The 23,073-nt window shown below is 66.9% G+C and carries 27 protein-coding genes and 1 tRNA gene; 15 read left to right on the top strand and 13 right to left on the bottom strand.

The features are described 5' to 3' along the window. Window positions 1–73 precede the first annotated feature (73 nt). The 3 genes from recO to ACFQZZ_RS15535 all read left to right on the top strand — a co-directional run bounded on the left by recO (window position 74) and on the right by ACFQZZ_RS15535 (window position 2,251). Window positions 74–853 (top strand): DNA repair protein RecO, encoded by a 780-nt coding sequence (recO, locus tag ACFQZZ_RS15545; RefSeq protein WP_378680149.1) that lies wholly within the window; start codon window positions 74–76, stop codon window positions 851–853. 142 nt (window positions 854–995) lie between these two features. After that, window positions 996–1,826, top strand: a complete 831-nt coding sequence (locus ACFQZZ_RS15540) for an isoprenyl transferase (RefSeq protein WP_378680146.1) — start codon at window positions 996–998, stop codon at window positions 1,824–1,826. Window positions 1,827–1,894: 68 nt separating this feature from the next. Next, complete coding sequence (locus ACFQZZ_RS15535) at window positions 1,895–2,251, top strand: YbjN domain-containing protein (protein WP_378680568.1); 357 nt, start codon at window positions 1,895–1,897, stop codon at window positions 2,249–2,251. Between the two features lie 69 nt (window positions 2,252–2,320). On the opposite strand, the gene ACFQZZ_RS15530 is transcribed toward ACFQZZ_RS15535, so the two are convergent. Next, window positions 2,321–2,941: a TetR/AcrR family transcriptional regulator gene (locus tag ACFQZZ_RS15530; protein ID WP_378680143.1), complete on the bottom strand. Its 621-nt coding sequence runs from the start codon at window positions 2,939–2,941 to the stop codon at window positions 2,321–2,323. A gap of 102 nt (window positions 2,942–3,043) precedes the next feature. On the opposite strand from ACFQZZ_RS15530, the gene ACFQZZ_RS15525 reads away from it, so the two are divergent. Continuing rightward, window positions 3,044–4,024: a hypothetical protein gene (locus ACFQZZ_RS15525; protein ID WP_378680140.1), complete on the top strand. Its 981-nt coding sequence runs from the start codon at window positions 3,044–3,046 to the stop codon at window positions 4,022–4,024. Between the two features lie 67 nt (window positions 4,025–4,091). On the opposite strand, the gene ACFQZZ_RS15520 is transcribed toward ACFQZZ_RS15525, so the two are convergent. From ACFQZZ_RS15520 to ACFQZZ_RS15510, 3 genes are all read right to left on the bottom strand, one after another. Then, window positions 4,092–4,673 carry an alpha-ketoglutarate-dependent dioxygenase AlkB gene (locus ACFQZZ_RS15520; RefSeq protein ID WP_378680137.1) on the bottom strand — a complete coding sequence of 194 codons (582 nt, stop codon included), beginning with the start codon at window positions 4,671–4,673 and terminating at the stop codon, window positions 4,092–4,094. Between the two features lie 85 nt (window positions 4,674–4,758). Further along, window positions 4,759–5,190, bottom strand: a complete 432-nt coding sequence (locus tag ACFQZZ_RS15515; RefSeq protein ID WP_378680135.1) for a Fur family transcriptional regulator — start codon at window positions 5,188–5,190, stop codon at window positions 4,759–4,761. A gap of 3 nt (window positions 5,191–5,193) precedes the next feature. Continuing rightward, window positions 5,194–5,544, bottom strand: coding sequence for an ArsR/SmtB family transcription factor (locus ACFQZZ_RS15510; protein WP_378680133.1), 351 nt, complete (start codon window positions 5,542–5,544; stop codon window positions 5,194–5,196). A 198-nt stretch (window positions 5,545–5,742) separates the two neighbouring features. On the opposite strand from ACFQZZ_RS15510, the gene ACFQZZ_RS15505 reads away from it, so the two are divergent. Beyond that, complete coding sequence (locus tag ACFQZZ_RS15505) at window positions 5,743–7,134, top strand: glycine--tRNA ligase (RefSeq protein ID WP_378680131.1); 1,392 nt, start codon at window positions 5,743–5,745, stop codon at window positions 7,132–7,134. Between the two features lie 50 nt (window positions 7,135–7,184). Here ACFQZZ_RS15505 and ACFQZZ_RS15500 read toward each other — a convergent pair whose 3' ends face one another. The 3 genes from ACFQZZ_RS15500 to ACFQZZ_RS15490 form a co-directional block, all read right to left on the bottom strand. Next, entirely contained in the window at window positions 7,185–7,601 is a 417-nt protein-coding gene (locus ACFQZZ_RS15500; protein ID WP_378680129.1) for a DUF1707 domain-containing protein, read from the bottom strand. A gap of 226 nt (window positions 7,602–7,827) precedes the next feature. Next, window positions 7,828–8,553 (bottom strand): DUF899 domain-containing protein, encoded by a 726-nt coding sequence (locus ACFQZZ_RS15495; protein WP_378680126.1) that lies wholly within the window; start codon window positions 8,551–8,553, stop codon window positions 7,828–7,830. A 79-nt stretch (window positions 8,554–8,632) separates the two neighbouring features. Continuing rightward, on the bottom strand, window positions 8,633–8,761 hold the full coding sequence (locus tag ACFQZZ_RS15490; RefSeq protein WP_378680124.1) for a hypothetical protein: 129 nt from the start codon (window positions 8,759–8,761) through the stop codon (window positions 8,633–8,635). A gap of 9 nt (window positions 8,762–8,770) precedes the next feature. On the opposite strand from ACFQZZ_RS15490, the gene ACFQZZ_RS15485 reads away from it, so the two are divergent. Together ACFQZZ_RS15485 and ACFQZZ_RS15480 are read left to right on the top strand one after the other, a co-directional pair. Then, on the top strand, window positions 8,771–8,971 hold the full coding sequence (locus ACFQZZ_RS15485; protein ID WP_378680122.1) for a TetR family transcriptional regulator: 201 nt from the start codon (window positions 8,771–8,773) through the stop codon (window positions 8,969–8,971). Continuing rightward, on the top strand, window positions 8,964–9,113 hold the full coding sequence (locus ACFQZZ_RS15480; RefSeq protein ID WP_378680119.1) for a helix-turn-helix domain-containing protein: 150 nt from the start codon (window positions 8,964–8,966) through the stop codon (window positions 9,111–9,113). Before ACFQZZ_RS15485 ends, ACFQZZ_RS15480 begins: the two co-directional genes overlap by 8 nt. Before the next feature lie 103 nt (window positions 9,114–9,216). On the opposite strand, the gene ACFQZZ_RS15475 is transcribed toward ACFQZZ_RS15480, so the two are convergent. Then, a complete protein-coding gene (locus tag ACFQZZ_RS15475; protein ID WP_378680116.1) occupies window positions 9,217–9,825 on the bottom strand; it encodes a TenA family protein in 609 nt (202 codons plus the stop codon). Between the two features lie 70 nt (window positions 9,826–9,895). Here ACFQZZ_RS15475 and ACFQZZ_RS15470 point away from each other — a divergent pair, with 70 nt between their 5' ends. Then, complete coding sequence (locus ACFQZZ_RS15470; RefSeq protein ID WP_378680113.1) at window positions 9,896–11,176, top strand: acyltransferase; 1,281 nt, start codon at window positions 9,896–9,898, stop codon at window positions 11,174–11,176. Between the two features lie 99 nt (window positions 11,177–11,275). Next, window positions 11,276–12,724 (top strand): molybdopterin-dependent oxidoreductase, encoded by a 1,449-nt coding sequence (locus tag ACFQZZ_RS15465; RefSeq protein ID WP_378680110.1) that lies wholly within the window; start codon window positions 11,276–11,278, stop codon window positions 12,722–12,724. A gap of 56 nt (window positions 12,725–12,780) precedes the next feature. On the opposite strand, the gene ACFQZZ_RS15460 is transcribed toward ACFQZZ_RS15465, so the two are convergent. Further along, entirely contained in the window at window positions 12,781–13,605 is an 825-nt protein-coding gene (locus ACFQZZ_RS15460; RefSeq protein WP_378680108.1) for a MerR family transcriptional regulator, read from the bottom strand. A gap of 49 nt (window positions 13,606–13,654) precedes the next feature. Continuing rightward, a complete protein-coding gene (locus ACFQZZ_RS15455) occupies window positions 13,655–15,646 on the bottom strand; it encodes a TPM domain-containing protein (RefSeq protein WP_378680106.1) in 1,992 nt (663 codons plus the stop codon). A 57-nt stretch (window positions 15,647–15,703) separates the two neighbouring features. On the opposite strand from ACFQZZ_RS15455, the gene ACFQZZ_RS15450 reads away from it, so the two are divergent. Beyond that, complete coding sequence (locus tag ACFQZZ_RS15450) at window positions 15,704–16,381, top strand: MBL fold metallo-hydrolase (protein ID WP_378680104.1); 678 nt, start codon at window positions 15,704–15,706, stop codon at window positions 16,379–16,381. 9 nt (window positions 16,382–16,390) lie between these two features. On the opposite strand, the gene ACFQZZ_RS15445 is transcribed toward ACFQZZ_RS15450, so the two are convergent. Further along, window positions 16,391–17,287, bottom strand: coding sequence for an NAD(P)-dependent oxidoreductase (locus ACFQZZ_RS15445; protein WP_378680101.1), 897 nt, complete (start codon window positions 17,285–17,287; stop codon window positions 16,391–16,393). Between the two features lie 255 nt (window positions 17,288–17,542). Here ACFQZZ_RS15445 and ACFQZZ_RS15440 point away from each other — a divergent pair, with 255 nt between their 5' ends. The 4 genes from ACFQZZ_RS15440 (at window position 17,543) to dnaG (ending at window position 21,926) form a co-directional block, all read left to right on the top strand. Beyond that, window positions 17,543–18,220: a YdcF family protein gene (locus tag ACFQZZ_RS15440; protein WP_378680565.1), complete on the top strand. Its 678-nt coding sequence runs from the start codon at window positions 17,543–17,545 to the stop codon at window positions 18,218–18,220. Between the two features lie 6 nt (window positions 18,221–18,226). Beyond that, complete coding sequence (locus tag ACFQZZ_RS15435; RefSeq protein WP_378680098.1) at window positions 18,227–19,489, top strand: deoxyguanosinetriphosphate triphosphohydrolase; 1,263 nt, start codon at window positions 18,227–18,229, stop codon at window positions 19,487–19,489. Between the two features lie 119 nt (window positions 19,490–19,608). After that, window positions 19,609–19,938: a hypothetical protein gene (locus ACFQZZ_RS15430; RefSeq protein ID WP_378680095.1), complete on the top strand. Its 330-nt coding sequence runs from the start codon at window positions 19,609–19,611 to the stop codon at window positions 19,936–19,938. A gap of 65 nt (window positions 19,939–20,003) precedes the next feature. Beyond that, window positions 20,004–21,926, top strand: a complete 1,923-nt coding sequence (gene dnaG, locus ACFQZZ_RS15425) for a DNA primase (RefSeq protein WP_378680092.1) — start codon at window positions 20,004–20,006, stop codon at window positions 21,924–21,926. A gap of 14 nt (window positions 21,927–21,940) precedes the next feature. Here dnaG and ACFQZZ_RS15420 read toward each other — a convergent pair whose 3' ends face one another. Continuing rightward, entirely contained in the window at window positions 21,941–22,186 is a 246-nt protein-coding gene (locus ACFQZZ_RS15420) for a hypothetical protein (protein ID WP_366528207.1), read from the bottom strand. A 211-nt stretch (window positions 22,187–22,397) separates the two neighbouring features. Between ACFQZZ_RS15420 and ACFQZZ_RS15415 the strand changes: the two genes are divergently transcribed. Next, window positions 22,398–22,470: transfer RNA gene (locus ACFQZZ_RS15415), tRNA-Asn, on the top strand. Window positions 22,471–22,538: 68 nt separating this feature from the next. Here ACFQZZ_RS15415 and ACFQZZ_RS15410 read toward each other — a convergent pair. Next, entirely contained in the window at window positions 22,539–23,021 is a 483-nt protein-coding gene (locus ACFQZZ_RS15410; RefSeq protein WP_378680089.1) for a hypothetical protein, read from the bottom strand. Window positions 23,022–23,073 lie beyond the last annotated feature (52 nt).

The raw sequence follows: 23,073 nt of genomic DNA, 5'->3' as shown, positions 1-23,073 counted from the left end.
AGTCCGTGGCAGATGAGCATGCGGTGGGGTGCGTCGGAGGGTGCGTGTCGGGTGGGCGTGGGAAGATGGCCGGGTGCGGTTGTATCGGGACGAGGCGGTGGTGGTTCGCCAGCACAAGCTGGGCGAGGCGGATCGCATTGTCACGTTGCTGACGCGACAGCATGGGTTGGTGCGAGCGGTGGCCAAGGGGGTGCGGCGGACCAAGTCGCGGTTCGGGGCCCGGCTGGAGCCGTTCGCTTATGTGGACGTGCAGTTGCATCCGGGACGCAATCTCGACACGGTCACTCAGGTGCACACGATGGAGGCGTTCGCCTCCGACATCGTCGACGATTACGGGCGTTACACGACGGCGTGTGCGGTGCTGGAGACCGCCGAGCGGCTGGCCGGTGAGGAGCGCGCACCCGCGCCGCGGTTGCATGCGCTGACCGCGGGGGCATTGCGGGCGATCGCGGCCAAACAGCGTCCGCACGAATTGATTCTGGACGCGTTTCTGTTGCGCGCCATGGGTTTTGCGGGATGGGCGCCCGCACTGGACGAATGCGCCCGCTGTGCCACCCCAGGCCCGCATCGCGCGTTCCATGTCGCCGCCGGCGGCGCGGTATGCGTGCACTGCCGCCCGCCGGGTGCGGCCACGCCCGCGCCGGGCGTGCTCGACCTGCTGATCGCACTGCGCCGAGGCGAGTGGGACCACATCGAAACCACCTCCGACGGGGTTCGCAGGCAGGCCAGCGGCTTGGTCGCGGCCCACCTGCAATGGCATCTCGAGCGCCAGCTGCGCACCTTGCCCCTCATCGAGCGCTCGCAGCCACGGCCGGTAATCGCGGAGCCCGCAGCCGCCGGCCACGCGGGCTGATCACCCCGCACTCGCCGGCCCGCCCCGGGGTCCGGGGTGAATGGCACATCATGGTGAGCTCCACTCGACCGTCGGCGCGACCAGGTATCACTCGACCACTGATGGTGGAGGGCTTTCCGGCGCACAGGTGGCATCAGGCAGGATGGAGGCCGTGATCCTCCGTCGAGACTCTTCCGCGACCAGGTCGAACAGCGCGCGCTCGGATGCCGAGCGCACCGTCCGTCCGCCGTCGCAGCATCCCTCGGGGGCGCGGCCGCCGGAATTGCCGCCGGAGCTGGTGCCCAACCACGTCGCATTGGTGATGGACGGCAACGGGCGGTGGGCCCAGGAGCGTGGGCTGCCGCGCACCGCGGGACACGAGCGCGGCGAGGCGGTGCTGATGGACACCGTCGAGGGCTGCATCGAAATCGGGGTGAAGTGGCTGTCGGCCTACGCCTTCTCCACCGAGAACTGGCGACGTAGCCCGGAGGAAGTGCGCTTCCTCATGGGCTTCAACCGCGACGTCATCCGGCGCAGGCGCGACGAGATGCACGAGATGGGCGTTCGCGTGCGGTGGGCGGGGCGGCGACCGCGGCTGTGGCGCAGCGTGATCAACGAGCTGGAGACCGCGCAGGAACTGACCAAGGACAACACGGTGATGACTCTCACCATGTGCGTCAACTACGGTGGCCGGGCCGAAATTGCCGATGCGGCAAGGGAAATCGCCCGGCGAGTGGCGGCGGGCGAGATCGACCCGGAGAAGGTCACCGAGGCGACGATCGCCAAGTACCTCGACGAACCGGATATGCCGGATGTCGATCTGTTCCTGCGTCCCTCGGGTGAGTTCCGCAGCTCGAACTTCCTCATCTGGCAGTCGGCGTACGCCGAATTCGTCTATCAGGACACGCTGTTTCCCGATTTCGACAGGCGCAACTTGTGGGAGGCCTGCCTCCAGTACGCTTCGCGTGACCGCCGCTTCGGCGGCACCAAGTGAACGGCGGCACGGATATGGACGCAGCGGTCACCCCGGAGCAGGAGCTACAGGCGCGAGCCGGTGCCTGCATGTCGCTCTACGACATCGACGTGCGTGTCGACCCCGAGGGTTCGCTCGGTTTCGAATACGAAGGCGCGCTGTGCTCGCTGCGCGCGGTCAACCTGGCGCCCGGACTGGACGTACTGACGCTGACCTGCGTGCTGGCCTGGGATCGTCCGCTGAAAACGCAGCTGCACAAGCGCGTCGCGGAGCGCAACAGCTCACTGCAGTTCGGTTCGATCACCCTGATCGCACACGGTCAGCTCGCCGATGTGATCCTGCGCTACACCTTCCCGGCCGCGGGCCTGGACGATCAGGCATTGGCGACCATGCTGTTGCTGGTGCTGTCCGGCGCAGGCCGCGCCAGGCAGGGCCTGCTGCCCTGACCCTGCTGTCCCCATGACATCTGTTTTGCCGGGCGTGACAGCCGGGATATCGAACCCCGGGCTGTTCGGTCAGATTGTCGCGGGTTGTGCGGCGGGCTCGCCGTAGGGGAGCAGGGTCTTGACGCCGCGGGCCATTGCTTCGGGGTCTGGATCGCCGATGATCAAGTGCTGCAGCATGAATCCGGGGAGGAAGCAGATCATCGCGCTCGCTACCGCGTGGGTGTCGGCATCCGCGGGCAGCCAGCCCGCCTCGCGCATCAGCTCGGCGTACTCCTGCCATAGTCCACGCATCGCGAGGATGGCTCCCTTGACGTACTCGGACGCCTCGGGATGGACAAGTGCCAGCGCCCAGACTTGCGGAGCCAGCCGGATCGGGCCATCCGGTCCGCTCTGTGCGACCACGAGCTCGGCGAGGGTGGTTACCAACTCGGCGGGGGTGGGCAGCTGGTCGCCGTGGATCAGTTCCGACATGGTTGCGCGCACGGTGACCATCGTCTGCGTGGCCAGCGCCGTGATCAGGTCGTTCTTGCTCTTGAAATATCGATAGACCGCCCCGGACGACAACCCGGATTCGGCGAAGACATCCTGCATGGAGGTCTCGTGGAAACCCTTGCGGGCAAAACACAGCTGCGCGGCGTCGAGGATCTGCTGCCTGCGGCGTTCCAGATGTTCTTCGCTGACTCTTGGCATGCCACCAAACTAAAACGAATGTTCGTTCTTGACAACAGTCGCGGCCCGTGCGACGGTGTTCTCGTCGAAAAAGAACGAACATTCGATTTTTGGGAGACCGTCATGACCACCACTCAGCGGGCGCTCGCTGCCGGCCTCGGCGCCGCCCTGCTCCAAGCGCTGATGCTGATCGCATTCGCGTGGCCCGCAGCCAATATCGCGCCGCGCGAGGTGCCGCTCGCCGTCACCGGACCTCAGGCCGCCATGGTTGCCGGCAAGCTCGGGCAGTACAGCCCCGACGCCTTCGATATCTCGAACCCGGCCGACGAAGCCGCCGCCCGCGCCGCCATCGAAGACCGCGAGGTCTACGGCGCGATCATCACCGGCGGCGGCGCGCCGCGCGTCATCGTCGCCTCCGGCGCAAGCCCGGCCGTCGCCCAGCAGCTCACCGCGATTGCTCAGCAGCTGTCCGGCACACCGGCCGCGCAGGTCGAGGACGTGATCGCCGCCGACTCCGACGACCCGCGTGGGACCGCTTTCGGCGCCATGGTGCTGCCCCTCGTCATGTCGGGCATCGCGGCAGGCGTGCTGCTCACACTGCTGGTTCCCGCGGTCGGCGGCCGATTGGTCGGTCTGGTGACCTTCGGCATCGCGGGTGGACTGCTCAGCATGGCGATCGTCCAGGGCTGGATGTCGGTCGTGCCGGGTCCCTACCTCGGTCTGGCGGCCGTCGCCGGTCTGGTGTCCTTATCGGTCTCCGGTGCGGTCGTCGGCCTGGCCACCGCCATCGGCCGAGCGGGCATCGGCATCGCCGCGCTGACCATGCTGCTCATCGGCAACCCGTTCTCCGCGGCCACCTCGGCCCCGGAGCTGTTGCCGCAGCCGTGGGGCGCCATCGGGCAGTTGCTGCCGCCGGGCGCTGCCGCTTCGCTACTGCGCTCGGTCGCCTACTTCGACGGTGCTGGTGCCGCGAAACCCCTTGTGGTCCTGCTGATCTGGGCTGCTGCGGCGCTGGCTCTGCTCGGCGCCGGCGCACTGCGCGGCACCCGCGCGGACACCCCGCAGGCGCAGGCCGCCACACCCGAACCGGTCGCGGCCGTCTGATTCGCTCGGCACAGCCCGCAGGCCACCACCGCTCGGTCCGCCGAGTGCTGGTGGCCTGCAACCATATTCAGCTCAGAACGGTCCGAAAGGTGACCGAGACACGGCGTCCGCGGGTGACCCGGCCGCTCGGGGTCATATCGGACTTCCTCGGTGCGATGGCGTGGCGCCACCGATAGCGGGACGGGCCGGTCATCACGATCAGGCTGCCCGCCTCCAGCCGGACCGGAATGCGCATACGGGTGTCGGGGTCGAGGAAATCCATGGTGTAGGCCGAGCCGAGGCTGATCGCGGCGACCTCGGGGCCGAAGCACGGAACGCAGTCGACGTGCGCGCTGATGCCCTGGCCCGGCTGATATTCGTTCACGATGACCTGATCGGCGCGCTCGTTCAGCTGCCGGTCGCGGTGCAGGCGCGCTGTCGCCGAGAGTGCCCAGTCCGGCAGCGGTGGCGCGGTGGCGCTGTGCTGCTCCTGATCGGTGACCGCTCGACGTCCGTAGTCGTAGCGATGGCCGTAATGCTGCACCCGGCGTCTGAGTTCGGTGGACCAGGTCGCGGCATCGATGGCAGCGAGCATGCCGGATTGCTCGTCGTCATCGAGCCATCGGGGGAGGTACCGAAGTCCGGGCACGATCTCGTTATCGGTAGGCACCGTTGTATTCTCGCCGACCCCCGCGGTGTGGGAACAAGGCGAAGGCCACCCGGGGACCACGAACGACACGTGGTCCTGATCCTTGTCAGACGGTGCGACCCGCTTTCGCGCAGGACTTGCAGGTGCCGAAGACCTCCATAGTGTGGCTGACCTCGGTGAAACCATGTTCGCCCGCAATGGATTCGGCCCATGCCTCCACCGTGGGACCTTCCACCTCGACAGTGCGCCCGCAATGGCGGCAGACCAGATGGTGATGATGCCCGGTGGAGCACTGCCGATAGACGGACTCTCCGGTGTCGGTGCGCAGCACGTCGACGAGACCGGCATCGGCGAGCGACTGCAGGGTGCGGTAGACCGTGGTCAGCCCGATGCCCTCGCCGCGGCGGCGCAGTTCGTCGTGCAGTTCCTGTGCGGAGCGGAACTCCTCGATGTCACTGAGCAGCGCGGCGATCGCACTGCGCTGGCGGGTACTGCGGATACCTACCGGCTTTTGCGGGAAGACCGTCTTGTCTGACACGAATTACCCTTCCTCGGCATGTGCGACGGCGTCGACAACGATGTGTGCCAGATGGTCGTCGACAAGTTCGTACAACACCTCGCGACCCGATCGTTCCCCGTGCACGACGCCCGCGGATTTGAGAATGCGCAGATGCTGGCTGACCAGCGGTTGGGTGACGCCGAGCGCGTCGACGAGCTCGTGCACACAGCGCGGCGACTCGCGTAGCTGCAGCACAATGGCGATGCGGACCGGCGCTGCCAGGGCGCGCAGCAGCTCGCCTGCGTCCTCCAGGACGGTCCGTGCGGGCACCGGCGCGGGCGCGGGCGACCGATACGGGTTGTGGGGATGAGCGGTGGCGGTCTCGGCGGTCATCGAACCAACTCCTTATTGGAAAGCGATTCCATTTTGATATGCACAGTTGCGCATGTCAAACGGGCTCGCCGCCGGTGTCGCCTGTGCGGTGGAAATCCCATTGGCCGATGCCGATAGGCTGGTGACACTTGCAGCGTAGTGACTACGCGATCGCGTCGTCATTACGAATCCGACTCGCAGTGGATGGAGAATTCTCGCGTGGCACCCAAGTCGAAGGTGGACACCGTTGCCAACCTCGCCAAGCGCCGGGGTCTGGTGTACCCGTGCGGTGAGATCTACGGAGGCACCAAATCGGCGTGGGATTACGGTCCGCTCGGCGTCGAGCTCAAGGAGAACATCAAGCGGCAGTGGTGGCGCTCCATGGTCACCAGCCGCGAAGATGTCGTCGGCCTCGACTCCTCGGTGATCCTGCCGCGCCAGGTCTGGGTGGCATCCGGCCACGTCGGCGTGTTCAACGATCCGCTGGTCGAATGCCTCAACTGTCATCACCGGCACCGGCAGGACCACCTGCAGGAGGCATACGCCGAGAAGAACAACATCGATGACCCGGACAGCATCTCGATGGAAGCCATCGTGTGCCCCAATTGCGGCACCCTCGGCAAGTGGACCGAGCCGCGCGACTTCAACATGATGCTGAAGACCTACCTCGGCCCGATCGAGTCCGAGGACGGCCTGCACTACCTTCGCCCGGAGACCGCGCAGGGTATCTTCGTCAACTACAAGAACGTGGAGACCACCGCGCGCAAGAAGCCGCCGTTCGGCATCGCGCAGATCGGCAAGAGTTTCCGCAACGAGATCACCCCGGGCAACTTCATCTTCCGCACCCGCGAGTTCGAGCAGATGGAGATGGAATTCTTCGTCAAGCCGGGTGATGACGAGCAGTGGCACCAATACTGGATCGACACCAGGCTGGCCTGGTACACCGACCTCGGCATCGACCCGGAGAACCTGCGACTCTTCGAGCACCCGAAGGACAAGCTCTCGCACTACTCGACCCGCACGGTCGATATCGAGTACCGCTTCCGCTTCCAGGGCAGCGAGTGGGGCGAGTTGGAGGGTGTCGCCAACCGCACCGACTTCGACCTGAAGACGCACTCGGAGCACTCCGGCACCGACCTGAGCTTCTTCGATCAGACGACCAACGAGCGGTACACCCCCTACGTCATCGAACCTGCGGCCGGTCTGACCCGTTCGCTGATGGCGTTCCTTGTCGATGCCTACGCCGAGGACGAGGCGCCGAATGCCAAGGGCGGCGTGGATGTTCGCACGGTGCTGCGGCTCGATCGCAGGCTTTCGCCGGTGAAGGCGGCCGTGCTGCCGTTGTCGCGCAACGCGGATCTGACACCGAAGGCGAAAGACCTTGCCGCGCAGCTGCGTAAGAACTGGAACGTCGAGTTCGACGATGCGGGCGCCATCGGCCGCCGCTACCGTCGCCAGGACGAGATCGGCACCCCGTTCTGCATCACCGTCGACTTCGACACCCTCGACGACCAGGCCGTCACGATTCGCGAGCGTGACTCGATGGCGCAGGAACGGATCGCGCTGGACAAGGTCGAGGGCTACCTCGCCCAGCACCTGATCGGTTCCTGAGCACGGCGTTCGACTTCGAGGCCGTCAGCCCCGTGCTGGCGGCCTCGCGGTTATTCCGGGGCAGTTCCGCGGCATTTCGCCGCCGCCGTGTGCGAGCCGACGGTGAGCCCGATGGCGGTCGGGATCAGCAGCGCGAAACCCCATGGCACCGCTACCCAGAACGGCCAGAAATATCCCGCACCGGTCGCCACCCAGATCGTCAGGCACAACGCGTTGATCGCGACCCACGGAATCCACATGATCACGACCCACGGCGGCACGCGCGCCCCCGCCTTCGGTGAATTCCGCTGAACGGGCAGATCGGACAGCAGCGGAGTCAGCTCGCCGTAGGTCTTGGCCGCGTACGCCTGCTGGATTCGGTCATCGTATTCGTGCAGGGACAACCGCCCGTCGTCCATCGCCAGACGCAGTTGCTCGACGATCTTTTCGCGGTCCGCGTCCGATGCGCGCAGCCTGTCCTCACCCACGAATGCCAGCTTAGGTGCTAACACCTTCCACGGCAGGGTGATTCGAGGTCGGGCGCAGACCGGGGCGACGAAGCGCGGAACGTCTCGACCTGGGGTCCCTATATCGGCGGCGCAATCCACGACTACCCAGTCGATGTCGGACACCATCAGCTGACGGCCCCGGAGGCGCTCGCGGTGATCGGCCCGAAGATCGCCGAATACCTACGCGGCAGAGGTGGCTGAGTAATCAGTGGCAGTGCGGTGCGCCGGCTTCGTAGCGGTCGTGGTGGGGGAACTTCGAGACGTGCCTTTGCCTGCCGAGCGGCGTCAGATCCAGGTAGTTGTGGGTGCCGATGAGGATGTCGCCGCCGCGGGCGTAGGACGAATAGGTATGGAATACCGTGTTGTCGTCGTCGCGCCAGAAGACACTGGTGCCAGGCTGTTCGCCGTCCACGTGCCAGGGAAGTCCCCTGGCTTCCAGCTGCGCCTTACCGAGATAGTTGTAGTCGACGGGCGCGACCGATTCGTCCTGTGTCGCATGGAAGTCGTAGTTGAAGTCGCTGCCGAACGACGAATACATCGGGAACCGCCACCCCATCCGCTCCTGGTACCGGCTCAGCGTGTCCCACGGCCCACGGGATACGGCAACGAATCTGGTGTCGGAATGTTCGAGATGCGCGGTGTGCCCGACATTGTCGAGCAGGAGCGCGCAGCTCGGACAACCCGCATCCAGATCCCAGCGCCACATCATGTGATACACGATCAACTGCCGCTGCCCGTCGAACAATTCGGCCAGGCCGACCGTGCCCTTCGGCCCCTCGAACACATACTTCTTGTCGATCACGACCATCGGCAACTCCCGTCGCCGGGCAGCCAGCGCGTCCTGTCGACGCGTCTGTTCTTTCTCCTCGGCCAGCAACCGTTTGCGCGCCGTCAGCCATTCGTCGCGGGAAACCACGGTCGGACGATTCATGACTATTCTCCTCAGGCTCCGATGACACAGGTCTGCTTGTGTAGACCGGACGGCAGTCAAAAAGTCATCGCGGCTGCGATCAGCTGTTCGGTACCGAGGGCGCGGGCAGTGCGGCGGTGGTCGCTGGCGCCATGATGCGCTCCATACCGGCGAGGGACTCCAGCAGCGGCAATCGCGCGATGATATTGCGCACCGCCGCGGCTATCACGCCGTCACGGTGCGGGAAATCGCCGAGGATCTCGGTTTGACGAAAACAGCTGTGCTCTATCACTTTCCGAGCAAGAGTGACATCATTCCCGCGGCTGCTCGGTTCGGCTGTGCCGCAGGAAATTTCGTCCGATCCGGCGGCGGTCATGACGACGCCGCAGGCGACTCCGGGCCGTCCCAACGTTCGAGGCAGGCCGGGCACGATGAGTAAGGAGATGGTGGAATCCGCGCGGCAGATGCGTGCCTCCGGTGCGTACACCGTCGACGGCATAGCCGCCGAACTGGGCGTTTCGCGCGCCACCCTCTACCGTCACCTGTCGGTGCACGGGAAGTCTCACGCGCCGGGAGAATAATTATGAGACGGTTTGTGAGACGCCAATTGCCGTAGGGATTCGGTATCGCGGGTCGCTCAGTGGAAGCAGGTCACCTGTGCAGCGGCCTCGACCACTTTCGACATCAGCGCGGCACGTCCCAGAAAGCGATTTCGTGGTGCATGCCTGCAAGGAAGAGCTCTTCGGCGCGGGCCGGTTCGACGTCGGCCTCATCGATCATCTGCGCGCAGCGGCGGGTCAGCGCGGCGAAGCCAGGGTCGGCGTAGGTGTCGACCCAGCGGCGATAGCGTGGCTCGGCCGGTGGGTTGCGGGCGAGGATGCTGCCGAGGGTCGAGTACCCCCACATGCACGGGTACAGCGCGGCAAGACCCTCGCCGTAGGCGGCGGCCGACTCCAGGAGGAACGTCGTATAGGCCGCGCACGGAGCGCCTTTGGTCGCGCCGTCGAGGTCGGCGCCGAACTCGGCGGCCAGCGAACGGTGCAGCGACAGCTCCTCGTGGTAGGTGGCGTGGGCCAGATCCACCAGGTCGCCGAGGTGTGCCGCAGGGGCCTGCCAGGCCAGGCGGGAGAACACCCGGACATAGTCGAGCAGGAATAGGTAGTCCTGTTCGAGCCAGGATCGGAAGATCGGCTCGGCCAGGTCGCCGGTGGCGATCCCGGCGACCGTTGGGTGCGCGAGTTGCTTGACGACCAGTGGACGGCCGAGTTCCTCCAGTTGTGCCGCGAGACTCATATGTGCAGTCTCTCGCAGTCCGCACGGTTTCCGGTTTGCACCCTGGTCGTAGTTGCCGCACGCTTGCGGTGTGTTGCGGGATGAGGACGATGTGGTGCGGGTGTTGGCGCCGTCGGAGGAGCGATTCGTACGGCACGGGACCTACACCGGTCGGTCCGTGTCGGTTGTCGGCGATCTTGATATCGATGCGGTGAGAGCCGCCTTCGCCGCACTGCGGCGGGCGTATCCCGTGGTGATCTGCCGCATCGAGGAGGACACCGCCGGGCGCGGCTACCTCCTGCGCCCCCGGCAGCGGCCGCCGGTCGGCGTGTGGGCCAACCTCGGCGATCCCGATACCGTGCGGCTGCCTGCCGAGCCGATCGATCCGGCGGATCAACTCGTCTACCTCGATGTGGTGCTGTCGGATGCTGGTCGATCGCGCATCACGTTGTTCGCCCATCACAGCATCGCGGACGCGGGCCACTGCGTCGAGCTGCTGGCACGGCTGTGGGACCACTACACCGATTGCGTCGAGTCGGGAACGACAACCGTTGTGCCGCACGACTATCCGCAGTCGCTGGAATGGCATGCGGCGGCGCATGGAATCACCCGAAGTGAGCTGTCCGGGTTCGACGACGTCGCGCGGCCACTCGATCCCGAAGAACAGTCACTTCCTGCCGACCCCGCCACTGCGGCACCCAGTGTTCTCGTCCGACCCCTGCGAGCGGTGCTGGACCGCGCGGCGACCGCGCGGATAATCGGACTCGGCCGCCACCAAGGCGTCACGGTCAACGGGCTGGTCACCGCCGCGCTGCTGCGCGCCTACGTGTCCGAAAAGGACAGAGCCACCGGCGATCCGGTCTCGGTCGGCTGCCTGTACCCGGTGGATATGCGATCGCGCCTGACCCCACCGGTGCCCGCCGCCGCAGGAACCAACATGGCAGGCCTGGCCTCCTTCGCCGCCGAGGTCGATGTCTCGGCAGGAGTCATCGAACTGGCCCGGCAAATCTCGTCCCGACTACACCACGACCTGGCCGAAGGCATTACCCAACAGTCGGTACTGCACTTCCCGGATTTTTTCGGCCCCACCAGGATCCACTCCCTCGCCGGCCACGTCGCCGTGACCAATACCGGTGTTGTCCCCACCTTCCGAGTCCCCGCGAACATCGAGCTCTCCGACTACGAAATCGTCTACGTCTCTGCACACCCGAGACCATCGGCAGGCGCCTCCGCCGCCGTGACCTTCCTCGTCTACACCTTCACCGGCTGCCTCACCGTCGGCATCCTGGGCGGCGGCCCCACCGCCGGCCGTCTCCTCAACGCCGTCCGCAAAGAACTGACGGCGTTATCGGAGGAAGCAATCGGCGCCTGAGTCTCGTGTCAGTCGATGCGCGACGCGGGCAAGGCGACTCGTGGAGAATGCGGGATAGCACGGCACGGGTAGTGATCGATGGAAGCGGGTGTTCGAACGGTGCGGACTAACGGAGACCGGAGACACGGTGGCCTCGGTGCCGCAGCGGTCGGCGTCGCGGCGCTCGGCGTCGGCGAAGTGATCGCCGCGACACGGGGCGATTCGCTGATCGATGCCATCGGCCGAGTGCTGACCGATACAGTGCCGGTTCCGGTTGTCGAGGCAACTGTCGCGCTGTCGGGCAGGCACGATAAGCCCGCCGTCCGAATCGGCGTGGGTGCGGGCGCGGTCGCGGCTGCCCTCGGTCTAGGCGCACTGCCCGAGCGGGCCCGCACCGCCGCCGTCGCCACGTTCGGCGCTGTCGCGGCCGCGCTCGGGCTGCGGCCCGCGACCCGATCCGCGGCCACCGTCGCCGGTGCTGTCGCGGCCGCGGGCGTGCTCGGTGTCGGGCTGAGCAAGCGGCCGCGTGGACTGATCGGCTCGCTCGCGTGGGCGGGTGCCGGCGTCGGACTCTTCGCGGCTGCGCGGACGCTGCATCGCGACCTCGACCGTCGACAGGACGAGGCGATCCAGAAGGTCGGCCCGATGGGCGGTCTCGCCGCGGTGCCGCAGGACGGGCTGGAGGACGAACCGGGGCTGTCGTCGCTGATCACCCGAAACCGCAGTTTCTACGTCGCCGACGTCAACCTGAGCCCGCCCCGGATCGACCCGACCCGCTGGCGACTGTCGGTCACCGGCATGGTCGCGCATCCGCTGCGGCTCTCGCTGGCCGAATTGGTCACCGACGCAGTGGAGTTCGATGCGGTCATGGTGTGCGTGCACAATCGGCCCGGCGAGCGGAGGGCGAGCAACGCCCGCTGGTTCGGTGTCCCGCTGGCCCGGCTGCTGGAACACACGATCCCGGAAGCCGGTGCAACCAGGCTGGTGACCAGGGCCGTCGACGGCTACACCATTTCGCTGCCGGTGGAGCCGCTGCGCTCCGGGGAATGGCCCGGGTACCTGGTTGTCGGTGTGAACGGCGAACCGCTCGCACCGGAGCACGGGTTCCCGGCCCGCGTCTTCGTCCCCGGCCTGTACGGCCAGTACACCGGCGCGAAATGGCTTGCCGAACTGCAACTCACCGATGACAGCCACGCCGACTACTGGGTGCGGCGCGGCTGGCCGTCGGATCCGATATGGATCACGCCCCAGGCGCGTATCGACGTCGCCGCTCCCGGCCGCGCCGCGGCGGGCACCACCACCGTCGCGGGCGTCGCCTGGGCCCCGCCGGACGGCGTCGCGGGCGTGGAGATCCGCGTCGACGAAGGGGAGTGGCGCTCAGTCGATCTCGGTACCGAACTCGCCCCCGCCGCCTGGCGTCGCTGGCACACCACGATCGAAATCCCGGCGGGTGAGCACTCCGTGCAGGCGCGCGCGACCGGCCACTCCGGCGAGGTCCAAGACGGCACCCGTCGCGCGCCGTTCCCCACCGGCCCGACCGGCTTCCACACGGTCACCGTCCGGGTCTGAGGGCGGTGACACCCCTGGACGAGATGCGGTCTGCGCTCGGTCTCGACTGAAGACGGTCACGCGCTGGTGATCGGCTCCTGGAGTTCGGTGACCCAGCCGCTCGGATCCTCGGTGTATTCGAGCGTCACCTCGCGCGCGTAGCCCGCCGACTTGTAGCCATTGGCGTCGATCCAGCGGCCCAATGCTTGCCAGGGCTCCAGCACGTCGTCCATGCTGCCCCGATGCACCACCGTCGCCGCTTGCGCGATGGCGGGCAGGTCGACGACAGCGAAGTCGTGTGCGGCATCGGGCTCGATATTGACGGGCACGGCGGCGTGCACAAGTACCGAGCCATCGCCTGTCGTGTTCTCCTCGTAGTACGCGATCGCGGGGCCCGCGATCGCCACCCCGGCCTGCTCCAGGCGTTTGCACACTTCCTCGAACAGCGGCCCGACCACCGGACCGATCGACTGCGGCTCGAAATCACCGGCGACACCGGTCAATTCGGCCACCCGTACCGCCGGAACAGACTTGATCACCACATCATTGGCAGGCATGGCGCCCTCCTTCTCGATGATGCGGAGCCTCGTTTCGACCTGGACGAGCCGGGCGCGATCGCCGATGATCCGCTGCTCCAGTTCCGCGTGGCGCAGCCTGAGCATGCCGCGTAGCGCGGCGCTGTCGACCCGGTCGTCGAGGATCCCGCCCACCTGTTCCAGCGTGAAGCCGAGATCTTTCAGGGCGACAATGCGATTGAGCCGAGCCAGCTGCCCGGCCTCGTAGTAGCGATACCCGCTCGCGGCGTCGACCCGATCCGGGCGCAGCAGCCCGATCGCGTCGTAGTGACGCAGCATGCGGACTGATACCCGTCCGTGTCTGGCGAAGTCTCCGATACTGAACATGACGACTCCTGGTCTATGGCCTCACACGGTGTCAGGGTCAAGGGCGCCGTCAGAATCGCCCACCGCGGCTGCTCCGGCGGGATCCGGAGGAGCCGCCGTAGGAGCCCGCGCGGTAACCGCCCGACCCGGTCCTGCTTCCGCCCGCCGCGCCACGCAGCAGTCCTTCGATGAGGATGCCGCCGAGCACCGCTCCCGCCTGCGCCGTGCCCGACGGCCCCTGACTGCTCTCCCAGGCTCGCACGCTGGCCTGCGCCTCCTGCATGGCACGTCCGGCCATGTCGGCGGCGGCCTGCGCGTGGGCGAGGGCCTGCGCGGGATCGGTGGCGTCGAGCTGTTGGGCCGCATCGAGATTGCGCTCGGCCTCCGAGAGCCGGGTGCGTGCGTCGGCGTCCACGCCGCCGCGGCGGGTAGTGACATAGTCGGTCGCCGCGGCGAGCCGGGACCTGGCGTCGGTCAGCGCCCGCTCCAGCCTGCGCCGCAGGTCCTCGGCGGCCAGTTTGCGATCCGTTGCCGCCGCGTTGGCGCGGTCCAGCTCCGTGTCGGCCGCTACCGCGTCGTGGAAGGCGTCGAGTGGATCGCTCGTCGCATTGGCCGTTGCCTTCGTCGCTGCCGCCTCCGCCGCGGCGATGGCCACGGCCGATTCCGGACCACCATAGGACGCAAGGGTTCTCGCGGTGGCGATGTCGGAGCGCAGCTCCTCCAGCGCGGCAGGCAGCCCGTCGGTCGCCTGCTGAATGTTCGCGGCCGCATTGTCGACGGCATCGAGCAGGGTGCGGGCCTGGCCGACCGCCGCCTCCGCGGCACGGATCGCGGCGACCGCGCCGCCCTGCTTGCCGACCGGCTGGGTCAGCGCGGCGCGGCCGTTGTCGATGTTCTGTTCCGCGAAGGTGATTCGCTCGCGCGCCATAGTCACGTTGTCGCGGATCGGTGCGAGCACGCTGGCCGGGTACGCGGTAGTGAGCCGGGTCAGCTCGGCCGCCGAACCCGGTGTGCGCCCGGTGAGTTCGACCAGATCCCTGGTCAACGCGTCCAGCCGGTCCGCTGCGTTGATGAGCAGGTCGCGCATCGCATCGAACTCGGCGACCTTGGCGTCGAGCTCCCGATCGGCTCGGCCGACCGTGCCGATCAGATCGACGAGCATCGTCCGCTGCTGGTCCGGGGTTTCCGGGATATCGTCGTCGAGCTGCTGGCGGATCGAGAAAGCCTTGGAGACCGCCGTTTTCGCGTGCGCCAACGCGGTGCTGAACGGGGTGACGGCGGTGGCGCCGAACTCGCCGGTCGCAAGCTCCAACTCCTCGTCGCTGGTCCGGATCGCATTGTCGATCTCGACAAGCACCTCCCGCGACCGCACCTGGAGTACCTCCAGCGACAGTGCCCCGAGCGCGACGCTGTTATCCGGATCCAACTGCCGCGCGGCCCGCAGTTCGGCGGTGCTCCGGTCCTTGCGCCGCTTGCGCGAGTACAGCACCAGCCCGCCGCCGACGAATGCGATCGCCAGCGCGACGATCAGTGCGACGATCAGCAACGCGCGGACGCTGACACCCCCGTTGCCGCGCATGGCCGAGTCCAGGCCTTCGGCGGTCGCGATCCCTGCCTCGGCCCATCTGCTGTCCCGCAGCGCGGGCTCGACCTCCGTGGTGAGCAGGCCGTCGAGCTCGGAATCGCTGACGCCGCTTGGCAAGTCGCCGTAGAACCAGTAGTCGCGGGTTTGGGTGGCGACGGCAAGCAGCAGGTCACGCCTGCCGAAACCGGACTGCGTCGCAGTGCGCTCGGCCCAGGCATCCGGGCCGAGCTCGCCGAAGTCCCGCACATAGACGATCCAGAGTCGAATCTGCTGGTTGGCGTACAACTGGTCAACGGCATTGCGCACATCGTCGAACTGCGCCCGGTCGAGCACCTTCGCCGAATCGACCACATAGGTCCCTAACCGAGTCGGTGGCTCGGCCGACGCGGTCGGAGTACCGACCAGCGCGACACCCGCGAGCAGCATGGTGATCGCCACCCGGACAGACCAGCGGGCTCGACGATTCGGCAGCAGCATGGCACGAATGTATCGCGAGGTCCCACCTGTCGCAGACACCCTCGATACCATCGATGGGTGATCACGATCGATCTCCCGTACAGCGGCCATGTGTCGCCGGGATCGAATCCGCAGCAGCGCGATGTCCCTGGTGCCCGAATCGTCAAAATGTCCGTCGGTGGCATGGACAACAACTGTTATCTCGTGCAGTGCGCCGCCACCGGCGCCGCCCTGCTCATCGACGCCGCCAACGAACCCGCCCGGATCGAGGCGCTGATCACGCAGGAAACCCCCGGTCAGCTCGCCCTGATCGTCACAAGCCACCTGCACCGCGACCACTGGTCGGCGCTGAAGGACATCGCTGCCGCCACGGGCGCGCCCACCGCCGCCCACCCCCTCGACGCCGATTCCCTGCCGATCCGCCCCGATCGCCTGCTCGACGACGGCGACATCATCGACATCGGTGACCTGGCCTTCGAAGCAATCCACCTCCGTGGACACACCCCAGGCTCACTGGCGCTCGCCCTCATCGACGATGCCGGTGGCACCCACCTGTTCACCGCCGATTCCCTGTTTCCGGGTGGGGTGGGGAAGACAGCAGGCCCGAAAGAATTCGCGTCGCTGTACGCGGATGTCACCCAGAAGATCTTCGACCGGTACCCGGACGACGCAATCGTCTATCCGGGTCACGGTGACGACACCACCCTCGGCACCGAGCGTCCACACCTGGCCGAGTGGCGCGAAAGAGGTTGGTAACCGCCCTGTTTACGCGCGCGGCCGGCCTACCGGCGGCGGGTTGAGGCCTTCGAACATCCGCTCGGTGCTTTCGGCGCCATAGCCGTCGGCGACCTGGCGGTCGACGAGATTCTTGAGTGGGCCGACGATGTCGAGGTCGACGCCCGCGTCGCGGCTGGCCGACACGATCGCGTCGATCGCGGCCTTGGTGAAGTCGAGGGATTGGAACACCGTGGTGTAGTCACCGGTGTCGATCTGGGCTCCGGCTCGGGGCAGCGACGTGGTCATCGCACTCAACCACCCCGCGGACCGCTGCCCGAAGTCGGCCGCGGAAATTCCTACCGTCCGCACCATCGCCGCGCCGTGATAGAAGCCAGCGAACATGGCGTACATCCCGGCCAGCAGCGCGAAATCGACCACCGAAGCGCTACCCGCGTCGGTGCCGAAGTATTCGGCGGAGCCGAACAGCGTCCACACCTCGCGGTGATCGTCGAAGATTCGCTGCGATCCGCTGTAGAGGATCGAGGACCCCGGCTGTCCGATCATCGGGGGCGTGGCGATGATGCCACCGTCCAGATAGTCGATGCCGTGCCGCTGCGCCCATTCGGCGAGCTCGCGCGCACCCTGTGGTTCGGTGCTCGTCAGGTTCACCAGCGACCGCCCGGACAGCTGATCGGCCACCGCGTCCAGCACGTCGTGCACGGATTGATGGTCGAACAGGCACGCGACGACGAGGTCGCCCGCCGCGACCGCCTCGGCGATGGTCGTTGCGCTCTTCGCCCCTGCGGCAACGAGTTCGGTGTCTTTGCCCGGGCTGCGATTCCAGACCGTCGTCTGGTGCCCGCCTCGTACGAGGGCCGCGGCCAGCGCTTGGCCCATCGCGCCGAGTCCGAGCACCGTCACCGTTGTGCGCGGAGATTCCGTCATCCTGTCCACTCCTCAGTGTTGTCGAATCGCTCTGCCGTCCGTGAAGCCGGTTCGGTCGAGCGGAAGAAGTTCGGTGTGGCGCGCCGGAACCAATTGTCAGCACATACCGTGGCACCGGCAAGTACCTACTATTTGGTCTGGTACTTACCTATTGGTAAGTGTCGGTCGCGGTGGTGCGATCGCGCCGTCGAGATCCAGCGGTAACCCGAGGCGCATCGACACCGCAGGTGACCTGGCAAACTGGGTGGGGTGACCATGGCTCCCCAGCGCACCGCGACGGAACCCGGCATGCAGCGTGGCTGTGGCGCCGGGTTACTGCGGTGGGCGCGACGGCTCGTTGTCGGCGTACTGCTCGTGGGGTCGGTGTTGGTGGGCGGCACCGCCTTCCGGGTGTGGCAGGTGGCCCGCATCGACGATTACACGAAGGCCGACGCGATCGTGGTGCTCGGGGCCGCGCAGTACTCCGGAACACCCTCGACGGTGTTCGAGGCGCGGCTGGACCAGGCCTACAAACTGTTCAGGGCCGGTGTCGCGCCACGAGTCATCACCGTCGGCGGCAAGCAGGAAGGTGATCTGTACACCGAGGCCGCCTCGGGCAAGAACTATCTGGAGGCCAGGGGGATACCGGCCGACAAGATCCTCGCGGTGGAGACCGGATCAGACACCTTACGCAGTATCGAAGCGGTCGCGACGGCCATGCATGCCCGTGAGATGTCCGCCGCGGTGCTGGTCAGTGATCCGTGGCATTCGCTGCGCACCCGAACCATGGCGCGCGACGCCGGGTTGGCGGCATGGACCGCCCCGACCCGCACCGGACCTGCGGTGTACACCAGGGAATCGCAGGCCCACGGCATCCTGCGCGAGACCGGCGCATTGCTCTGGTACCAGCTCACCCATTTCTCGGCGGACTTCAAATATACAGCGGGGCAGTGAAATTCGATGACCGACGGCTACACCGAGCACGACCGGGAGCGGATGGTCGTCGAGGGAACCAAGACGGCCGGACTCGGCCCGCCGCGCAGCGAATTCGAAACCGGGCATCGCACCGAATTCGCGCGTGACCGCGCCAGAGTGCTGCATTCGGCGGCACTGCGAAGACTCGCCGACAAAACCCAGGTCATGGGCCCGCGCGACGGCGACACCCCACGCACCCGGCTGACCCATTCGATCGAGGTCGCCCAGATCGGCCGCAGTATTGCCGACGGCCTCGGCTGCGACCCCGACCTCGTCGATCTGGCCGGCCTCGCCCACGACATCGGCCACCCGCCCTACGGACACAACGGAGAGACGGCCCTCGACACCTTCGCCGACGCCTACGGCGGATTCGAGGGCAACGCCCAGAACCTGCGCATCCTCACCCGCCTGGAACCGAAGGTGCTCGATGCCGACGGTGTCAGCATCGGCCTCAACCTGACCCGCGCCGCACTCGATGCCGCCATCAAATACCCATGGGGGAGAACGGGACCCGGCACCAAGTTCGGCGCCTACGACATCGATACCGACCGTCTCGAATGGGTCCGCAAAGATGCGCCGGACCGCAAGAAGAGTCTCGAATGCCAGATCATGGACTGGTCCGACGACGTCGCCTACTCGGTGCACGACGTCGAAGACGGCGTGATCGCCGGTCGGATCGAACTGCACGCCCTCGCCGATCCGACCGAGCAGGTGTCGTTGGCCCGACTCGGCCACGCCCGGCACGCCGCGCTCTCCGTGGACGAACTCGTCGCCGCCGCGCAACGCCTTTCGGAACTGCCGGTCGTCGCCGCGGTCACCGACTACGACGGCACTCTCGCCAGCTCGGTAGCCCTGAAACGCTTGACCAGCGAACTGGTCGGCCGCTTCGCCACCGCCGCCATCATCGCGACCCGCCGCGTCGCTGGCCCGAATCCGCTGTCCCGCTACGCCGCCGACCTGGAAATCCCGCCCATAGTCGCCGCTGAAGTAGCCATGCTCAAAACCGTCGCCCTCCACTACGTCATGTCGGACACCGACCACAAACAACGCCAAGCAGCCCAACGTGACCTCATCCTCGAGGTAGCCACCCGCCTTCTGGCCGCCGCCCCGACCCACCTGGACCCGCTCCTGCTGCCCTGGTGGGAAGCCGCCCCCGACGACACCGCCCGCGTCCGCGTCATCGTCGACCAGATCGCCTCCTACACCGAGAGTCGCCTGGAGCGGGTCGCCGCAATGCTGGCCGAATAAGGGCCGGCCGGCTGCTGCATCGGCGATTGACGTAATCATTACGTGAATACCGGCCGGACCAGGATGTCGCCAGTTGGATCCGGTTCAACCTGACCGCCTATCACCAGCAGGCGCAATCCGTGCACGCTCGCCTCGATCGGTCGAGCCGTGCCTGGGAGGTACTGGCCGAATTCGCTCGGCAACACAAACTGGATGACCGCATCGTGACCGCGCTGCATGACGTTGCGATGGCCGGACGTGTCCGCCGCACCCGATACGAACAGTCCGAGGGCCTCAGTATGCAACAGGCGCAACGGGACTTGCGCGACCTGGCCACTGCCGGGGTGCTCGAATCGGTCGGGCGAACCCGTGCACGGTATTACGTCGCGGGATCGAGGTTCCCCGAATCGGCCCTGGAGATCGCCCGCACCCCGATGTCGCTGACCGAGCCATACGCCAACGGTGCGTAAGCCGGACCAAAGTGGCATGACCAGCCACTGGGCGGGTCGGGGGCGGACTGGCCTAGACTCTCTCCGTGGCCGGACGACTTCCAGATCGCGATATCGCGGCGATACGTGAACGCGTTCGGATCGAGGATGTCGTGGGGGAGTACGTCGCACTGAAACGGGCGGGCGCGGACTCCGCGAAGGGGTTGTGCCCGTTCCACGACGAGAAGTCACCGTCGTTCCATGTGCGGCCCAACCACGGGCTTTTCCACTGTTTCGGCTGCGGTGAGGGCGGCGATGTCTTCGCGTTCCTGCAGAAGATCGAGCACATCGGGTTCGTCGAAGCGGTCGAGCAGATGGCCGACCGGCTCGGCTACCAGATCAACTACGAGGGTGGCGGCACCTCGGTGCAGCGTGATCGCGGCACCCGATCCCGGCTGGTCGCCGCCAACGCGGCCGCGCACGAGTTCTATATGGCCAGGCTGCGCGAGCCTGACGCCGAGATGGCCCGCAAATACCTCACCGAGCGCAACTTCGACGCCAACGCCGCCCAGCAGTTCGGCTGCGGCTACGCGCCTGCGGGCTGGGACGTGCTCACCAAGCATCTGCTCCGTAAGGGCTTCGACTTCAAGGAGCTCGAGGCGGCGGGGTTGTCGCGCCAAGGGCAACGCGGCCCGATCGACCGCTTCCACCGACGGCTGCTGTGGCCGATCCGCAATCTCGGCGGCGACGTCATCGGCTTCGGCGCGCGCAAGCTCTTCGACGACGACACCATGCCCGGCAAGTACATCAACACGCCGGAAACGTTGCTGTACAAGAAGTCTCAGGTGCTCTTCGGCCTCGACCTGGCCAAGCGCGACATCGCCAAGGGTCACCAGGCTGTCGTGGTCGAGGGCTACACCGACGTAATGGCCATGCACCTGGCCGGTGTGAAAACCGCCGTCGCCTCCTGCGGTACCGCCTTCGGCGACGAGCACCTCGCGCTGCTGCGCCGTCTGTTGATGGACGACAACTTCTGGCGCGGCGAGATCATCTACACCTTCGACGGCGATGCAGCGGGCCAGGCGGCGGCGCTGAAAGCCTTTGCCGGCGACCAGAAACTGGCCGGCCAGACCTACATCGCCATCGCCCCCGACGGCCAGGATCCGTGCGAGCTGCGTCAGCACTCCGGCGACGGCGCCGTCCGCGATCTGGTGGCCCGGCGAACACCGCTCTATGAGTTCGTGGTTCGCGGCCTGCTCGCCGAGCACAACCTGGACACCGCCGAAGGCCAGGTGGAGGCATTGCGCCGCGCCGTGCCGGTGGTCGCCCAGATCAAGGACAACGCACTGCGCAAGGCATATGCGACGAAACTGGCGGGTTGGGTCGGCTGGGACGATATCCAGACCGTCGTGCGTCGGGTCGGTGAGGAAGCCAAGCGGAACCGAAATGGCGGGCCTCGCAGCGGAATACCGAGCCGTAGTGCCGCGCAATCGAGCGCCGTCGTCGCCGAGCACCCCGCGGCGCGCCCGAACCCGAACGATCCCACGCTGCTGCCGCAGCGCCAGACGCTCGGCGCGGCCCTGCAGTATCCGGCGATGGCCGGTGCCGTGTTCGACTCGCTAGAACCCGAAGCCTTCACCCACCCCGCCTATGCCGCGGTTCGCGCGCTGATCGCCAAGGCAGGCGGCACGGCGGCCGGGCTGGGCGGTGCGGAATGGGTAAACGCGGTCTGTGACGGTACCGACGACCTCACCATGCGTGCACTGGTGTCCGAGCTGTCGGGCGAACCGCTGCCCGTGAAGTCGGCCAATGGCATTCCCCGATTCATCGCAGGCGTGCTGGCCCGCACCCAGGAGGCGTGGGTAGGCCGTCAGACCGCCGAGCTGAAATCGAAACTGCAGCGAGTGTCCTCGACCGAGGAGCCGGAGGCGTACATGGCGCTGTTCGGTGACCTGGTCGCGCTCGAGCAGTACCGCAAGAGCCTGCTGGAGCAGGCCATGGGCAACCACGACGACTTCGCCGCAGGCTGAAACACCCGACTTGCTCAGCGCCGCAACTGATCCTGCGGGACCAGGATGGTGGTCCGCTCATCGAGCGGCTCCATCGGCTCCAACTGTGGCCGAGTGCTCAACTTGTCCGACAGCTTCTGCCTGCCGACGAGCACGAGCTTGCGAGTCACCGGGCTCTCGGTCACAGCACGGGTCGCCGCACTGATCTGCTCATAGCGAACCCGCCCGGCCTTCGTGCCGAGCACATACCCGGCCGCGACACCGATGATCAACCGCAGCATCTCGTAGAGCTCCTCCCAATAGCCTGTCCGCGCCCACCATCCTGCCCGACGCCCCACACCCCTGTCGATCCGGATACCCGTCACCCCCGCGCCACTCCAAGACACGCCGAACTGGACGCATGTCCCCAGGTAGTGACACGATTTGGGAAGCCGCGCGGCAATACGCTAAAGTTTCTCCTCGGCGCGCCCGACACGGACGAGCCAAGGATAGTCCCCTATAGCTCAATTGGCAGAGCAGCCGACTGTTAATCGGCAGGTTTCTGGTTCGAGTCCAGATGGGGGAGCTTTGACCAGGGCGAACGTATCAGTTCGACCCTGGTTTTAGTCGTTTTAGGGGTAGAACGACACGCTTTCAGCCTGCGAGGCGTCCCAAGGCCGCCGTGAAGTCGGGTGCTTCGGTGGGTTGGTCGATGTAGTGGCGTTTGGTGACGGAGTCGTTGGCGTGGCCGAGTTGCCGGGCCGCGGCCTGGGGGCCGTACTGGTCGGCTATGAGGGATGCGACGGTCTTGCGGAAGGTCTTGGGGGTGACCCAGGCGAACTTCTCGCCGAGGGCTTGGCGCCACAGGCGGTTGAACCACCAAGGTGTCCCCGGGGCGCAGGTAGTCCAGGCATGCCCACAGTTCTTCTCGCTCTGCGTTCTTGCCGGATTCTTGTCGGTGAAGATTCGCTGGCATCCGGCCGCGGTGAGGGCGGCGATCTGGCGGCCGAGCAGCTGGCCCTTGGTCGAGACCCGTCCGTAGCCGACGAGGGTGCCGCCTCCGCCGATCGGATCGAGCGCATCGCCGTCGAGGGCGAGCGGTTCGGCGATGTCGAGGGAGCGAGTCTGGCTGGCCATGCCCGGAACTGTACGAATCCCTAGCACGCCACCTCTGTGTGCCGGTCCCGAG

The organism is Nocardia sp. GCM10030253 (assembly GCF_042675075.1).
In the GTDB taxonomy this organism is placed as follows: Bacteria; Actinomycetota; Actinomycetes; order Mycobacteriales; family Mycobacteriaceae; genus Nocardia.
The sequence above is the reverse complement of the archived record's forward strand: the minus strand, read 5'-3'. Positions and strand labels throughout refer to the sequence as shown.

What these genes read in the sequence shown, in the direction of transcription:
- ACFQZZ_RS15540 (WP_378680146.1), top strand. Translation starts at nt 996, where the DNA reads ATGGAGGCCGTGATCCTCCGTCGAGACTCTTCCGCGACCAGGTCGAAC.
- ACFQZZ_RS15535 (WP_378680568.1), top strand. Translation starts at nt 1,895, where the DNA reads ATGTCGCTCTACGACATCGACGTGCGTGTCGACCCCGAGGGTTCGCTC.
- ACFQZZ_RS15530 (WP_378680143.1), bottom strand. Translation starts at nt 2,941, where the DNA reads ATGCCAAGAGTCAGCGAAGAACATCTGGAACGCCGCAGGCAGCAGATC.
- ACFQZZ_RS15525 (WP_378680140.1), top strand. Translation starts at nt 3,044, where the DNA reads ATGACCACCACTCAGCGGGCGCTCGCTGCCGGCCTCGGCGCCGCCCTG.
- ACFQZZ_RS15510 (WP_378680133.1), bottom strand. Translation starts at nt 5,544, where the DNA reads ATGACCGCCGAGACCGCCACCGCTCATCCCCACAACCCGTATCGGTCG.
- ACFQZZ_RS15495 (WP_378680126.1), bottom strand. Translation starts at nt 8,553, where the DNA reads ATGAATCGTCCGACCGTGGTTTCCCGCGACGAATGGCTGACGGCGCGC.
- ACFQZZ_RS15480 (WP_378680119.1), top strand. Translation starts at nt 8,964, where the DNA reads ATGAGTAAGGAGATGGTGGAATCCGCGCGGCAGATGCGTGCCTCCGGT.
- ACFQZZ_RS15475 (WP_378680116.1), bottom strand. Translation starts at nt 9,825, where the DNA reads ATGAGTCTCGCGGCACAACTGGAGGAACTCGGCCGTCCACTGGTCGTC.
- ACFQZZ_RS15460 (WP_378680108.1), bottom strand. Translation starts at nt 13,605, where the DNA reads ATGTTCAGTATCGGAGACTTCGCCAGACACGGACGGGTATCAGTCCGC.
- ACFQZZ_RS15455 (WP_378680106.1), bottom strand. Translation starts at nt 15,646, where the DNA reads ATGCTGCTGCCGAATCGTCGAGCCCGCTGGTCTGTCCGGGTGGCGATC.
- ACFQZZ_RS15445 (WP_378680101.1), bottom strand. Translation starts at nt 17,287, where the DNA reads ATGACGGAATCTCCGCGCACAACGGTGACGGTGCTCGGACTCGGCGCG.
- ACFQZZ_RS15440 (WP_378680565.1), top strand. Translation starts at nt 17,543, where the DNA reads ATGGCTCCCCAGCGCACCGCGACGGAACCCGGCATGCAGCGTGGCTGT.
- ACFQZZ_RS15435 (WP_378680098.1), top strand. Translation starts at nt 18,227, where the DNA reads ATGACCGACGGCTACACCGAGCACGACCGGGAGCGGATGGTCGTCGAG.
- ACFQZZ_RS15420 (WP_366528207.1), bottom strand. Translation starts at nt 22,186, where the DNA reads ATGCTGCGGTTGATCATCGGTGTCGCGGCCGGGTATGTGCTCGGCACG.
- ACFQZZ_RS15410 (WP_378680089.1), bottom strand. Translation starts at nt 23,021, where the DNA reads ATGGCCAGCCAGACTCGCTCCCTCGACATCGCCGAACCGCTCGCCCTC.